The 13,029-nt window shown below is 66.3% G+C and carries 15 protein-coding genes and 1 tRNA gene; 6 read left to right on the forward strand and 10 right to left on the reverse strand.

The features are described 5' to 3' along the window. The first annotated feature begins 48 nt into the window (after positions 1-48). Positions 49-124: transfer RNA gene (locus tag LC083_RS03180), tRNA-Thr, on the forward strand. A gap of 9 nt (positions 125-133) precedes the next feature. On the opposite strand, the gene LC083_RS03185 is transcribed toward LC083_RS03180, so the two are convergent. Next, positions 134-406, reverse strand: coding sequence for a hypothetical protein (locus LC083_RS03185; protein WP_224831017.1), 273 nt, complete (start codon positions 404-406; stop codon positions 134-136). A gap of 103 nt (positions 407-509) precedes the next feature. Here LC083_RS03185 and obgE point away from each other — a divergent pair, with 103 nt between their 5' ends. From obgE to LC083_RS03205, 4 genes are all read left to right on the forward strand, one after another. Next, positions 510-1,571, forward strand: coding sequence for a GTPase ObgE (gene obgE, locus LC083_RS03190; RefSeq protein WP_226699163.1), 1,062 nt, complete (start codon positions 510-512; stop codon positions 1,569-1,571). A gap of 7 nt (positions 1,572-1,578) precedes the next feature. Continuing rightward, positions 1,579-2,700: a glutamate 5-kinase gene (gene proB / locus LC083_RS03195; RefSeq protein WP_226699164.1), complete on the forward strand. Its 1,122-nt coding sequence runs from the start codon at positions 1,579-1,581 to the stop codon at positions 2,698-2,700. Next, positions 2,697-3,611 carry an NAD-dependent epimerase/dehydratase family protein gene (locus tag LC083_RS03200; protein ID WP_226699165.1) on the forward strand — a complete coding sequence of 305 codons (915 nt, stop codon included), beginning with the start codon at positions 2,697-2,699 and terminating at the stop codon, positions 3,609-3,611. Before proB ends, LC083_RS03200 begins: the two co-directional genes overlap by 4 nt. 99 nt (positions 3,612-3,710) lie before the next feature. Continuing rightward, entirely contained in the window at positions 3,711-4,118 is a 408-nt protein-coding gene (locus LC083_RS03205) for a hypothetical protein (RefSeq protein ID WP_160607921.1), read from the forward strand. Between the two features lie 40 nt (positions 4,119-4,158). Here the strand turns inward: LC083_RS03205 and LC083_RS03210 are convergent, their stop codons facing one another. From LC083_RS03210 to LC083_RS03250, 9 genes are all read right to left on the reverse strand, one after another. After that, complete coding sequence (locus LC083_RS03210; RefSeq protein WP_226699166.1) at positions 4,159-4,914, reverse strand: phosphoadenylyl-sulfate reductase; 756 nt, start codon at positions 4,912-4,914, stop codon at positions 4,159-4,161. Continuing rightward, positions 4,911-5,372 (reverse strand): DUF934 domain-containing protein, encoded by a 462-nt coding sequence (locus LC083_RS03215; protein WP_226699167.1) that lies wholly within the window; start codon positions 5,370-5,372, stop codon positions 4,911-4,913. The genes LC083_RS03210 and LC083_RS03215 overlap by 4 nt, the downstream gene beginning before the upstream one ends. Further along, positions 5,365-6,999 carry a nitrite/sulfite reductase gene (locus tag LC083_RS03220; protein WP_226699168.1) on the reverse strand — a complete coding sequence of 545 codons (1,635 nt, stop codon included), beginning with the start codon at positions 6,997-6,999 and terminating at the stop codon, positions 5,365-5,367. The genes LC083_RS03215 and LC083_RS03220 overlap by 8 nt, the downstream gene beginning before the upstream one ends. 1 nt (position 7,000) lies before the next feature. Continuing rightward, positions 7,001-7,297, reverse strand: a complete 297-nt coding sequence (locus tag LC083_RS03225) for a DUF2849 domain-containing protein (RefSeq protein WP_160607929.1) — start codon at positions 7,295-7,297, stop codon at positions 7,001-7,003. Beyond that, entirely contained in the window at positions 7,294-8,052 is a 759-nt protein-coding gene (cobA, locus tag LC083_RS03230) for a uroporphyrinogen-III C-methyltransferase (protein ID WP_226699169.1), read from the reverse strand. Before cobA ends, LC083_RS03225 begins: the two co-directional genes overlap by 4 nt. 170 nt (positions 8,053-8,222) lie before the next feature. Then, a complete protein-coding gene (locus LC083_RS03235; RefSeq protein WP_160607933.1) occupies positions 8,223-9,266 on the reverse strand; it encodes a mechanosensitive ion channel family protein in 1,044 nt (347 codons plus the stop codon). A 2-nt stretch (positions 9,267-9,268) separates the two neighbouring features. After that, entirely contained in the window at positions 9,269-10,480 is a 1,212-nt protein-coding gene (metC, locus tag LC083_RS03240) for a cystathionine beta-lyase (protein ID WP_226699170.1), read from the reverse strand. 2 nt (positions 10,481-10,482) lie between these two features. Further along, positions 10,483-11,316: a sulfurtransferase gene (locus LC083_RS03245; protein ID WP_226699171.1), complete on the reverse strand. Its 834-nt coding sequence runs from the start codon at positions 11,314-11,316 to the stop codon at positions 10,483-10,485. 37 nt (positions 11,317-11,353) lie between these two features. Further along, positions 11,354-12,460, reverse strand: coding sequence for a hypothetical protein (locus LC083_RS03250; RefSeq protein ID WP_226699172.1), 1,107 nt, complete (start codon positions 12,458-12,460; stop codon positions 11,354-11,356). A 103-nt stretch (positions 12,461-12,563) separates the two neighbouring features. Between LC083_RS03250 and queF the strand changes: the two genes are divergently transcribed. Further along, the gene (queF, locus tag LC083_RS03255; RefSeq protein WP_226699173.1) at positions 12,564-13,022 is read left to right on the forward strand and encodes a preQ(1) synthase; all 459 of its coding nucleotides are present in this window, start codon (positions 12,564-12,566) and stop codon (positions 13,020-13,022) included. Positions 13,023-13,029: the final 7 nt, after the last annotated feature.

Genomic DNA, 13,029 nt, shown 5'->3' on the forward strand with positions numbered 1-13,029 from the left:
AAGGCGCACCCCGTCCTCAAGCAGCGAAGCGACAGGACGACAAGGAACGCCGGCTTAGCTCAGTTGGTAGAGCAGTTGATTTGTAATCATCAGGTCGCGGGTTCGACTCCTGCAGCCGGCACCATCCACCCTTTTAATCGCCCTCTTCCGCCGCCTCGCTCGCGGCGAGGAGATCCATGAAATTTCGTGCCGCCTCGCGGTCCTCCTCGCTCTTGAAGGCGACGTCGAGGTCGGGCGCGGCGCCGAGCATGAACAGCAGCGACCACAGGGCGAAGCGTCGGCCCCGGTCCTTTTCGAGGCCCAGGTCGACGCGGGCACGCTCGATCCCCGCCTCGAGAGCGGCGGGCGTGACTTCCCCGAGGTCGTCGGTGCCGAAATAGCGGCGCATCAGATCGTCGAACTGCATGGCAGGCGGCGTAGATGCGTTTGGCCGTGCCCGCAAAGACATTTGGCGTTCCGACGTGCGCCGATACTCGCCATTACCGACAAAACCGACTAGGGGCGCTCCCATGCATTTCCTCGACCAGGCCAAGATCTATCTGAAGAGCGGCGCGGGCGGCCCCGGTGCCGTCAGCTTCCGCCGCGAGAAGTATATCGAATACGGCGGACCCGACGGCGGCAACGGCGGCAAGGGCGGCGACATCGTGTTCGAAGCCGTGCAGGGCCTGAACACGCTGATCGACTTCCGCTATTCGCAGCACTTCAAGGCCAAGCGCGGCGGCCATGGCATGGGCCGCGACCGCACCGGCGCAGGCGCTGACGACCTTGTGATCCACGTGCCTGTCGGGACGCAGATCCTGTCGGAAGACAAGGAGGAAGTTCTCGCGGATTTCACCGAGGTCGGCCAGCGCGTCGTCTTCCTCGAAGGCGGCATGGGCGGCCGCGGCAATGCCAGTTACAAGAGCTCCACCAACCGCGCCCCGCGCCAGCACCAGCCGGGCGAACAGGGCGAGGAAATGTGGGTCTGGCTGCGGCTGAAGCTGCTCGCCGACGTGGGCCTGCTCGGCCTGCCCAATGCGGGCAAGTCGACCTTCATCAACCAGGTGACCAATACCAAGGCCAAGGTCGGCGCCTATGCCTTCACGACGCTGGTGCCCAAGCTCGGCGTGGTGCGCCACAAGGGCCGCGAATTCGTCCTTGCCGACATTCCGGGCCTGATCGAGGGCGCGGCCGATGGTGCAGGCATCGGCGACCGCTTCCTCGGCCATATCGAGCGCTGCCGCGTGCTCATCCACCTGATCGACATTGCCGGACAGGACCCGGCCGACGCCTACCAGACGGTGAACGCCGAGCTGGAAGCCTATGGCGAAGGCCTGATCAACAAGCCGCAGCTGGTCGCGCTGAACAAGCTCGACCTCGCCGACAGCGAGCTCGGCAAGGCCTTTGCGGACGAATTGCTGGCCGCGGGTGCGGACAAGGTGTTCTCCATTTCCGGCGCCACGGGCGAAGGCATCGACGAATTGCTCGACGCCGTGCTCGGCTATTTACCCGACCGCACTTCGACCGAAACCAAGGCCGCCGAGGTCGAGGACATGGACGCCGACGACGCGGCCGACTGGTCGCCCATCTGACACCCTCATGGCCATCGCGTCCCTCGCCGAGATCCGCAGCACCCGCCGCCTGATCGTCAAGATCGGCTCGGCCTTGCTGGTCGAGCGGGGACAGCCGCGCCGCAGCTGGCTCGCCACGCTGGCAGAAGAACTGGCGCAGCTTCGCGCCGGCGGGACGGAGATCATCGTCGTATCCTCGGGCGCGATCGCGCTGGGCGCGGCCAAGCTCGGCCTCGAAAGGGGCGGCCGGGCAAGCCTTGCCGATGCGCAAGCCGCCGCTTCTGTCGGACAGGTCGAACTTGCTCGCCTCTGGGCCGATGCGCTGGGCGCGCAGGGCCTCCTTGCCGCGCAGATGCTGGTGACGCTGGGCGACCTTGAAGACCGCAGGCGCTATCTCAATGCCGCCGCCACCTTGGGCCGCCTGGTCGAAACGGGCGCCATCCCGGTGGTGAACGAGAACGACAGCGTCGCAACCGAAGAAATCCGGTTCGGAGACAACGACCGGCTCGCTGCGCGCGTGGCGCAGGCAGCAGGTGCGGAAGCGGTCTTGCTGCTGTCCGACGTGGATGGCCTCTACGACCGCAATCCGAAGGAGCCGGATGCCGCGCTCATCCACCGTGTCGAAGGCGTGACGCCCGAAATCATCGAAATGGCGAGCGGGGATTCGGGATCGGGCCTCGGCTCGGGCGGAATGCTTGCCAAGCTGCAGGCCGCGCGGATCGCGGAGCGGGCTGGCATTGCGCTGGCGATCGTCAACGGGACCCACGACAGGCCTATCTCGCGGGCGCTCGACGCCGGTATCGGGACGCTGTTCGTCGCGCAGGGCGATGAAAGCGCGCGGAAGGCCTGGCTTTCGGGCCGCCTCGCGCCTGCGGGCGTGCTGACGGTCGATGCCGGCTGCACAAATGCGCTGGAGCGCGGCGCCAGCCTGCTGGCCGCCGGACTGACCGCGGTGGAAGGCGATTTCCGCCGCGGCGACCTTGTCGCGATTCACGGCGCGAAAGGCGAACGGCTTGGACAGGGCCTTGTCGAATACGATGCCGCCGAATGCCGCGCCATCCTCGGCCTGCGCGAAGACGAACAGGCGGCACGCCTCGGCTACGTGCCGCGCGCAGCCGTCGTCCACCGCGACCACATGGTGCGCGCATGACCATCGCATTGACCGGGGCCACGGGGTTCGTCGGGCAGGCCGTGCTCGACGTGGCGCAGCAGCGCGACATCACCGTGCGCGCGCTCACCCGCAAGCCGCAGCCGCCGCGAAAGGGCGTGGAATGGCTGCCGGGCACCCTTTCGGACGAGGCAGCGCTGGCGGCCCTGTGCGAAGGGACCGAGGCCATCGTGCACGTCGCGGGGCTGACCAACGCACCCGACCCTGCCGCCTTCCATGAGGCCAATGTCGCCGGGACCGAGAGGCTGATCGCCGCCGCCAAGGATGCGCGGGTGAAGCGCTTCGTCTTCGTATCCTCGCTCTCGGCGCGCGAGCCGGCCCTGTCCGCCTATGGCGCATCCAAGGCGGAGGCCGAGGCGCTGGTGGAAGCGAGCGGGCTCGACTGGACGATCATCCGCCCGCCTGGCGTCTATGGCCCGCGCGACGTCGACTATTTCGAGATGTTCCGCACTGCAGCCTGGGGCTTCGTTCCGCTGCCGCCGGGCGGCGCCAGCTCGATCATCCACGTCCATGACCTGGCGCGCCTGCTGCTCGACCTCGTCGACGCCCAGCCCGCGCTGGTCCGCCGCCGCACTTTCGAGCCCGATGACGGGCGCGAGGGCGGCTGGTCGCACAAGGAACTCGCCAAGGCCATCGGCGCGGCGGTGAACCGGCGGGTCTTCGCCCCGCACCTGCCCAAAACCGTGCTGGAACTGGCGGCCAGGGGCGACCGGATGCTGCGCGGCGACAAGGCCCGGCTCACTGCGGACCGGGTCGGCTACATGACCCATCCCAACTGGGTAGCCCGTTCCGACCGCAAGGTACCGCGCGCCGTGTGGGAGCCGGTCATCCCCGGCGAGGAAGGCCTGCGCGAGACTGCCGAGTGGTATCGACGCGAAGGCTGGCTGCGATAGGCTTGGCATAGGCCGCGCACAGGCATAGCGTGCGGCCAGGGATCGCGAGTCGCATTGGCGGGAACGGCCGCCTTAACGATCACGATTTGGGGAAAAAGCATGAAAAGACTTGTACTTGTCGCTGCACTGGCGGCCGTCTCCGCCTGTTCTGAGCCTGCCACCGAAGCAACCGACGAAGCCGCAGTCGAAGAGCCCGCTGCCGAGGAAGCGGCCGCAATGGCTGCCGATGGCGGCCCGCCCTATGGCGATTTCAAGGTGACGACCGCCGAAGGCGAAGTGTGGACCGAAGCGGTCAGCGAAGACGGCACTTACACCTCCACCTCGCCCACCGGCGAAACCGAAACCGGCCGCTGGGTCCAGCGCGGCAACCAGTATTGCACGACCAAGGACGAGGAAGGCGCGACCGAAGTCTGCCACACCGAATCCGTCGATGCGAACGGTGTCTGGACGGCTGTCGACCCGGAAGGAAACACGGTCACGGTCGAGCGCGTAGCCGCCGCCGAATAACACTCGGGCGGGCGTCGCCGAGCGGCGCCCGCCTGTTCCTTTACAGGAAGGGCTCCTCGCCCGGCTTATGGATGCCGCATTCCACCTTGTCCCAGCCCGACCAGCGCCCCGCGCGCGGGTCTTCGCCCGGGGCGACGGCGCGGGTGCAGGGTGAGCAGCCGATAGAGGGAAAGCCGCGTTCGACCAGCGGGTGGCGCGGCAGTTCGTGCACGCTCATGTAGGCGGCGATGTCTTCCGCTTTCCAGTCTATCAGCGGGTTCACCTTGAGACGCCCCTGCGCATCGGAGGTATCGACCTCGAAGCGCGGCAGGTTCGCCCTGGTGGAGGACTGGAACGCTTTGCGCCCGGTAAGGCTGGCATCGAACGGCGCCAGCGCCTTTTCCAGCGGCCGTACCTTGCGCAATTCGCAGCAGCCGTCGGGATCGTAGGACCAGCGAAGCCCCGTCTCGTCGCGGGACTGGAGATCGGCAAGGTCGGGATAGACATCCACCCGGTTAAGCCCGAGCAGGTCGGTAAGCTCGTCGCGATAGGCCAGCGTTTCGGGGAAATGCTTGCCCGTTTCCAGGAAGAGCACCGGGATCGAGCGGTCGATTTCCGACACGAGATGCAGCAGCACGGCGCTTTCCGCGCCGAAGCTGGAGACGATCGCCATGTCGCCCACCAGATTGCCCTCGATGACCGCGCGCAGCCATTCCTCGGTCTCGCTGCCGCGGAACATGCGGTTCAGCCGGACCGCGTCATGGTCCGTGAACCGCGGCCCGGTATCGAGCCGGTCGATAGGCCGCGTCTCGTTCATGCGTGGCGCACGCCCTCGTGTCGCTTGGCCCAGATCGGCTGCCGGGCATCGGCTGCAGGCTGGTAGACTTCGGGCCAGCGATTGAGCGCCGTTTCCAGATCGCCTTCGTCGAGTGCGGCATCGGGTTCGAACGCGTCGAAGCCGCAGCGCCGCATGTAGGCAACCTGGTCGACCAGCACGTCACCCACTGCCCTGAGCTCGCCTTCATATCCTGCTTCGCGCAGAATGCGGGCGGAGGAATAGCCGCGCCCGTCACCGAAGGCGGGGAAGTTCACCTCGACCAGCGACAGGCGTCCAAGGTGCGGGATGAGCGCACGTGCGTCGTCGCCCGGTTCCACGCGAACCGCGCTGGCATCCTGCTGGTCGAGGAAGGAATCGACCGTCACCGCCGCATCGTCGACCTGTTCGTCGTCGCGGAAGCGGATCAGCGTGTCAGTGTCGGAAACGAAATCAGCCATACAGGGCCTCCTTGAACGGGGTCATGCCGATACGGCGATAGGTGTCGAGGAAGCGTTCGCCGTCCTGGCGCTCGCGCAGGTAGACGTCGGCGGCCGTTTCCACCGCGTCGACGATGCCGGCCTCGTCGAAGCCGGGACCGGTGATCTTGGCGAGGCTCACGTCTTCCGCCTCGCTCCCGCCGAGCAGGAGCTGGTAGTTTTCGACGCCCTTCTTGTCGACGCCGAGGATGCCGATGTGGCCTGCATGGTGGTGCCCGCAGGCATTGATGCAGCCGGAAATCTTCAGCTTGAGTTGGCCCAGCGCCTCGGTCTTACCGTTGGCGGCGAAACGTTCGGAAATCTTCTGCGCGACCGGAATCGAACGCGCATTGGCAAGACTGCAATAATCGAGCCCCGGGCAGGCGATGATGTCCTCGATCGTGTCGAGATTGGGACTGCCCAGCCCTGCTGCCTCCAGCGCGGTCCACAGCGCGTGCAGGTCGGCCTTGCGGACATGGGGCAGGACGATGTTCTGCGTGTGCATGACGCGCAGCTCGTCGAAGCTGTAATCCCTGGCGAGATCGGCCATGAGATGCATCTGCTCGGCCGTGGCATCACCCGGAATGCCGCCGACCGGCTTCAGGCTGATCACCGCCGAAACATAGCCCGGTGCCTTGTGCGCGATCGTGTTGCGATCGACCCACAGTGCGAAATCGGGATCGCTCCGGTCGAGTTCGGCGGACAGGCCGTCCTCGAACAGCGGGTCCTCGAAATAGCCGCGGATACGCTCCAGCTCGGCGAAGGGCGGTTCGACGCCCTGCCCGAGCAGATGGGCGAACTCCTCCTCGACCTGGCGCGTATATTCCTCCGCGCCCAGCTCGTGGACGAGGATCTTGATGCGCGCCTTGTACTTGTTGTCGCGCCGTCCGTGGCGGTTGTAGACCCTGAGCGCGGCTTCGGCATAGGTCACCATCCGGTCTAGCGGGACGAAGGCATTGATGCAGGGCGCAATCATCGGCGTGCGGCCCATCCCGCCACCGACGTAGAACGCCGCGCCCAGCTCGTCCGCCTCGTTGCGCACGATCTGGATACCGATGTCGTGCAGCCGCATGGCCGCCCGGTCGGTATCGCTGGCGATGACCGCGATCTTGAACTTGCGCGGCAGGTAGCTGAATTCGGGATGGAAGCTCGACCACTGGCGCAGCAGCTCGGCATAGGGGCGCGGGTCGACGACCTCGTCCGCCGCAGCTCCGGCGAAGTGGTCCGAAGAGATATTGCGGATGCAATTGCCGCTGGTCTGGATGGCATGCATCTCGACGCTGGCGAGATCGGCGAGGATATCGCCCGCATCTTCCAGCTTGATCCAGTTGTACTGGATGTTCTGGCGCGTCGTGAAATGGCCGTAACCGCGGTCGTACTTGTCCGCGATGTCGGCCAGCATGTGCATCTGCCGGCTGTCGAGCGTGCCATAGGGGATGGCGACGCGCAGCATGTAGGCGTGCAATTGCAGGTAAAGGCCGTTCATCAGCCGCAATGGCTTGAACTGGTCTTCGGTCAGCCTGCCTTCGAGGCGGCGACGCGTCTGGTCGCGGAATTCCTCCACGCGGGCATCGACCATGGCCTGGTCGTATTGGTCGTAGCGATACATGTCAGATTACCCAGCTGCCGATATCGGGATCGGCCGGTTTGAGCGTCAGGTCGGGGCGCACGGTTGGGCCGAGCGCACGGACGCGGTCCTTGATGTGCGAAGGGCGCGGACGGCCCTGGTGCAAAGAAGCATCGATGGCATAGGGCGCGTTGACGCGGCGGGCCGCTTCCTCGCGCCGCGCGATCTCGTCCTCGGTGCCGGTCACATCGACCGCATCCTCCACGTGGAGCGACCAGTCATTGCCGGTCCACCAGGTCACGGCTCCGGTCCTGAGGTCGTTTCCGGTCAGCAGCCTCATCGCGCCGCCTCCTGTGCAAGCGTTGAAAGGGCGATGTCGTCGCGCGCGGTCACTTCGCCGATCACGATGAGCGCAGGGCTCACCACAGATTCAGCCTCGACAAGCTCGGGCAGCCCGGCAAGCGGTGCGCGCAGCACGCGCATTTGCGGGCGCGCGCCGTTTTCGATCACCGCAACCGGCATGTCGGGCGCAAGGCCGTCTTCCATCAGTTTCTCGGCGATCATCGGGGCCGTCTTGACTCCCATGTAGATCACGAGCGTGCGGCCCTTGCCGGCGAGGCCTGCCCAGTCCTGGTCCTTCAGCCCCTTGCACTGGCCGGCCACGAAGCTGACGATGGACGAAGCATCCCGGTGGGTAAGCGCAATCTGGGCGGCTGCTGCGGCGCCGTTGGCTGCGCTGATGCCGGGGACGACCTCGACGGGCACGCCGGCGGCGCGTGCAGCCTCCGCTTCCTCGCCGCCGCGACCGAAGATGAACGGATCGCCGCCCTTCAGGCGCACCACGTCGATGCCCGACAGCGCGATGCGCACCAGAAGGGCGTTGATTTCTTCCTGCGGCATGGTGTGACGCGCACGCTGCTTGGCCACGGAGACGAGCTCCGCATCGGGCCGTGCGAGCGCCAGGATGCTGGGATCGACCAGGCCGTCGTGCACGATGACCGCCGCCCGTTCGATCAGGCGGGCGGCGCGCAGCGTCAGGAGGTCGGGATCGCCCGGCCCCGCGCCGACGAGATGGATAGTTCCGGGTTTTGCCATTGCGCCAAGATGATCGGCACCGGCCTCCCGCGCCAAGCAGAATGAATGCGCATCAGGGAAGCGGAAATTTTGAAATCGGAAATGTCCGCCATGAAAGGCGAAATTTCAAAACCGGCGCTGCGCAGGCGAGAAGGCCAGCTATTCCAGCATCTTCTAATATCGCAGGCTGGCTATTCGCCCTTTTCCTTGGCCATGATCGCCAGCAGCTTGTCCAGCTGGTCGCTCGAACGGATGTGCAAGTCGCGCTGCGGGAAGGGAATTTCGATCCCGTTTTCCTTGAACAGCCACCACAGCTTCTTGAGCACGGCGCTGCGCACGTTCCCCACCCCGTCTTCGGGATCCATGATCCAGCAGTGGATGGTGAAATTGACCGAATTGTCGCCGTACTCGTTCATCCACACGGTCGGCGGCGGGGCCTTGAGCACGCGGTCGCAGCTCGCCGCGGCTTCCAGCATGAGCTTTTCGACGAGGTTCATGTCGGCTTCGTAGCTGACCCCGACCGGGACCTGCATCCGCACGTTCTTCGACGAATAGGACCAGTTTTCGACCTGGTTGATCATCAGGTTCTCGTTCGGGATCAGATATTCGCGCTGGTCGCGGGTCGTCACCGAAACCGCACGCACGCCAATCTTGCGGATCTGGCCGAAGCTTTCGTTGCCCGCCATGTCGGTGACTGCGATGACGTCGCCCGGCTTGATCGACTTGTCCATCAGCAGGATGATCCCGGCGATCAGGTTGCCGAAGGTTTTCTGGAGGCCGAAACCGATTGCCAGGCCGAACGCGCCCGAGAACACGGCCAGCGCGGTAAGATCGATGCCGAGCAGGTCGATCCCCATGAAGAACGCCGCCGCCCATATCGCGATGGTGATGATCTTCTCGACCAGCAATTGCTGCGTGTCGTCGAGGCGCTGGACCCTGCGGACCATGCGGCGGGCAACCCTGCTGGCGAACCATGCGAAGGCGATGACGCCGAAAACGATGGACGCGACGATGAGCACGTCGAACACCGACACGCGCATATGGCCGAGGCTGATCGCCAGCCCGTCGAGCGTGTCGACGATCGAGCCGACCGTCTCGCTCTTGCCGCTGACCGCTTCCTTGATGCCTTCCGACGCCGCAACCGCCGTTTCGGGCGGTGCGGGTTCTGCAAGGCTCCACGCCTGTTCGACCGGTGCTGCCGTTTCACTGCTTGCGGGTGGTGTTTCGCCCTGCACGTCTATCCCTTGTCCATCGCGGCAAATGCCTGATCCAGATCGGCAATCAGGTCGCTCGCATCCTCGAGACCGATCGATAGGCGAATGCCGCAGCTTTCGCCAACCCCCCAGCCATCCTTGGGCCAGGGCATGGTGCTGCGGATCGGAGGAATGTCGAAGGGGATCGCAAGGCTTTCGAACCCGCCCCAGCTGTAGCCGATGCCGAAGAGGTTGAGCGAGTCGACGAGACGGCAGCGCGCGGCATCGTCGCGGTCCTTCAGCACGAAGCTGAACAATCCGCACCCGCCAGCAAAATCGCGCTTCCACAGGTCATGGCCGGGTGCGCCCGGCAGCATCGGGCACAGGACATGCGCCACATCGTCGCGGGCATCGAGCCATTGGGCGAGTGCGAGCGCAGTGGCCGTCTCCCGCTCCAGCCGCACGCCCATGGTGCGCAGCCCCCGAAGCGCGAGCGCGGCATCGTCGGGCGAGACAACATGGCCGAGCTGCTGCGCGGTCATGCGCAGCTTGCGATACCACCGCTCGCCGGCACTGGCCGCGCCGAGCATGAGGTCCGAATGGCCGCCGACATGCTTGGTCAGGGCGGTGATCGCGATATCGCAGCCATGCGCGAGTGCGGTGAAGCCGAGCGAAGTGGCCCAGGTGTTGTCCACCAGGCTGACAGCGCCCTTCTCGCGGGCAATCCGGGCAAGCGCCGGCACGTCGCATACCTCCATCGACAGGCTGCCCGGGTTTTCCAGCATGACTGCCTTCGTGTTCTCGCAGAAGGCAGCGGCAAATCCGTCCACGTCGAGCGGGTCGAAGAAGCGGTGCTGCACGCCGTAGCGCTTCAGAATGCCCATCGCGGTATTGCGGGTCGGCTCGTAGGCATTGTCGGCCACCAGCAGCACGTCTCCGGGCTTCAGGACCGCCAACAGCGCGGCAACGATTGCTGCAAGGCCGCTCGGATAGAGCACGGTGCCGGCCGCCCCGGGCTCCAGTTCAGTGAGCGCATCGCTCAGCGCCCATTGAGTGGGCGCGCCTCGGCGGCCATAGAAGAAATGGCCGTCGTCATTCGATTTCTGGCCCTCGCGCAGCGAAGCGCAATCGGCATAGAGATGCGTGCTGGCGCGCCAGACGGGCGGATTGACGACATGGGCCGAGAAACTGCCCGAACGCCCCGTCGTGACCAGCCGCGTGCCCGCGCGAAGGTCCTTGTCCCGATTGCCTGCCATGGTCAGTTTCGCGCCCCGCTTTCCTTCGGTGTGTCGGGGTCTGCGCCCCATTCCATCCAGCTTCCGTCATACAGGACGGCATCGCCCTTGCCTGCCAGTTCGAGCCCGAACAGGAGTACGCAGGCGGTCATGCCGCTGTTGCAGCTGGTAATGACCGGCCTGTCGAGATCGACCCCCGCAGCCTCGAAGCGGGCGCGGATTTCATCTGGCGTGCGATAGGTGCCGTCTTCGTTCAGGAGCGAACCGAAGGGCACGTTGGCCGCGCCCGGGATATGGCCTTCCGACCCGCTCCCTTCCTCGCCGGCGAAACGCGCCGCGTCGCGTGCGTCGACCACCTGTGCCTCTCCGCTGTCGAGATTGGCCAGCACGTCCTCCTTGCCGGCAATGGCGCGCGTTTGCGGAGGTTCGGCGTAGTCGCGCGGCGCGTGGTCAGCGCAGCCTTGTTCCACCTCGCGCCCTTCGGCCAGCCACTTGCCCAGCCCGCCGTCGAGGATCGCCACATCAGGTTCGCCCGCATGGTCGAACAGGAACCACGCGCGTGCCGCACTGCGGATGGCGCTGTCGTCGTACAGGACGATCCGGCTGCCGTGGGCCACGCCCAGTTCGCGCATCCGTTCGGCGAATTGCGCCGTAGTAGGTACGGCCTTGGGCACGCTTGAGCCGGGGTCGATAAAGCTGGCGAGGTCGAGGAAACGCGCGCCGGGAATGTGGCGCTGCGCGAACTCGGCCTGCGCATCGCGCTCGCTGCCGGGCAGGTGCATGGTCGCGTCGAGGATGACGAGATCCTGCGCCCCCAGGCGGGCGGCGAGCCATTCAGTCGAGACGAGCTTATCCATCGAGCCGTGCTAGCGTGGCCGCACGGCAGTGTCGATGTCAGTCGAGAGCTCGGGCCGCGACCGGCGACCAGCTGCGCAGCCCCTTGTCCAGCCGGAAGGGAGCGACACGCCCGCCATCCTCGACGCCCTGGCCGATGACGAAGGTCTTCACCTGCGGCGCATCGCCTGCCCCGTCGACACGGACCCGCAGCAGCGGCACGAGCAGCGCCATCGGGCCCTGGTGGATGATCTTTGCCTGCGCCAGCGAGAGGATCAGCTTGCCCTCGTGCCGCACGCTCTGGCCCGGGGCGATCCGGTCGAAGGCGTGGCGCTGGTCGAGCATGGAGGCAGGCGTTGCCACCTGCTGTTCGGCAGGCAAATCGCCATGGGCCGAGATCAGGTCCGCCGACAGCTTCACGTTGGAAAGCGCGGAGGTCGACCGGTTGATCAGCGTGACGCGGTAATCGAGCGTCGCATTGGCGAAGGAACGCGTCAGCCTGATCGCCTCTGCCCTGATCTGGATGTCCGCCAGGGCGGGCGTGGCAGGAGCATTGACCGTCGGCTTCACGACGACCGGCCGCGCGATCTCGGGCGGTGCCGCGTTCGCAGTCCTGCGGCGCCAGAAGAAGAACAAGCCGCCAAGCAGGACGAGCAGACCCGCGCCGCCGCCGATCCATATCCACGGCAGGCCTGCTTCCTCCGCTACTACGTCACCATCGGCTTCGGCGGGCGGTGCGATAGGCTCGATCCCGGGGAATGGCGTAGAGGCTGCTGGCGTTTCCGGCTGGGCGTTATCTTCGGGCGACGGCGTAATTTCGCCGGGCACCGGTGCTGCCGTGGCTCCCACCGAAGGCGTGGGCGTGGGCCGCACGGCCTGCGCCGGACGCGGAGTGCTGCCGGTGAGGGGCTCGGGCGTGATCCGGGGCGCCGGGGATTGCGTTGCGGTCGGAGCCGGAGTCGGCGTCGTCGAGGGCCTCGCGGTCGGGATCGCTCGCGGGCGGCGCGGCACGCTGGCGCCTTCGGTATCGACCGGACCCTGCACATTGGGGCTGGGCGTCGGCGTCGGCGCTGGCGGAAGCTGGAAATCCTGCACGCCTTGCGAGGCCACGGGCACGGGCATGGCAAGGATGAGCGCGGCGAGAGGGTGGCAGAAACGCTTGGTCATGGGGTCGGTCGGTCTGATCGGGAAGCCGCGCTGAATAGGCCGTGAAGCGACCCTCTCCAAGCCTCGCCTTGCGCAAGCGCGCCATTCGCGGCAGATGCGCGGCATGAGCGACACACCGACCCCCAAGTTCCTGGGCGAAAACAGCCCGCTTCCGGCATCGCCCGAAGGAGCCGAACTCGATTACGTCCCCAACCCGCGCAAGGGGCAGCTTTACCTCGTGCGCTTTGCCGCGCCGGAGTTCACCTCGCTGTGCCCGGTCACCGGCCAGCCGGACTTCGCGCATCTCGTCATCGACTATGCACCGGGTGACACGATCGTCGAATCGAAGAGCCTGAAGCTGTTCCTCGGCTCGTTCCGCAACCACAACGGGTTCCACGAGGACGTGACGGTCGGCATCGGCCAGCGCCTGTTCGAGGAAATGAAGCCCCGCTGGCTGCGCATCGGCGGCTACTGGTACCCGCGCGGCGGCATCCCGATCGACGTCTTCTGGCAGAGCGGCGCGCCGCCCGAAGGACTATGGCTTCCCGATCAGGGCGTCTCGTCCTATCGTGGGCGCGGCTAACGAGTAA

Source organism: Qipengyuania gaetbuli (assembly GCF_020524765.1).
GTDB classification, from domain to species: Bacteria; Pseudomonadota; Alphaproteobacteria; order Sphingomonadales; family Sphingomonadaceae; genus Qipengyuania; species Qipengyuania gaetbuli_A.

Bases quoted from the DNA above. Each gene is read 5' to 3' on its own strand.
- LC083_RS03185 (WP_224831017.1), bottom strand. From the start codon at position 406: ATGCAGTTCGACGATCTGATGCGCCGCTATTTCGGCACCGACGACCTC.
- obgE (WP_226699163.1), top strand. From the start codon at position 510: ATGCATTTCCTCGACCAGGCCAAGATCTATCTGAAGAGCGGCGCGGGC.
- proB (WP_226699164.1), top strand. From the start codon at position 1,579: ATGGCCATCGCGTCCCTCGCCGAGATCCGCAGCACCCGCCGCCTGATC.
- LC083_RS03200 (WP_226699165.1), top strand. From the start codon at position 2,697: ATGACCATCGCATTGACCGGGGCCACGGGGTTCGTCGGGCAGGCCGTG.
- LC083_RS03205 (WP_160607921.1), top strand. From the start codon at position 3,711: ATGAAAAGACTTGTACTTGTCGCTGCACTGGCGGCCGTCTCCGCCTGT.
- LC083_RS03210 (WP_226699166.1), bottom strand. From the start codon at position 4,914: ATGAACGAGACGCGGCCTATCGACCGGCTCGATACCGGGCCGCGGTTC.
- LC083_RS03215 (WP_226699167.1), bottom strand. From the start codon at position 5,372: ATGGCTGATTTCGTTTCCGACACTGACACGCTGATCCGCTTCCGCGAC.
- LC083_RS03220 (WP_226699168.1), bottom strand. From the start codon at position 6,999: ATGTATCGCTACGACCAATACGACCAGGCCATGGTCGATGCCCGCGTG.
- LC083_RS03225 (WP_160607929.1), bottom strand. From the start codon at position 7,297: ATGAGGCTGCTGACCGGAAACGACCTCAGGACCGGAGCCGTGACCTGG.
- cobA (WP_226699169.1), bottom strand. From the start codon at position 8,052: ATGGCAAAACCCGGAACTATCCATCTCGTCGGCGCGGGGCCGGGCGAT.
- metC (WP_226699170.1), bottom strand. From the start codon at position 10,480: ATGGCAGGCAATCGGGACAAGGACCTTCGCGCGGGCACGCGGCTGGTC.
- LC083_RS03245 (WP_226699171.1), bottom strand. From the start codon at position 11,316: ATGGATAAGCTCGTCTCGACTGAATGGCTCGCCGCCCGCCTGGGGGCG.
- LC083_RS03250 (WP_226699172.1), bottom strand. From the start codon at position 12,460: ATGACCAAGCGTTTCTGCCACCCTCTCGCCGCGCTCATCCTTGCCATG.
- queF (WP_226699173.1), top strand. From the start codon at position 12,564: ATGAGCGACACACCGACCCCCAAGTTCCTGGGCGAAAACAGCCCGCTT.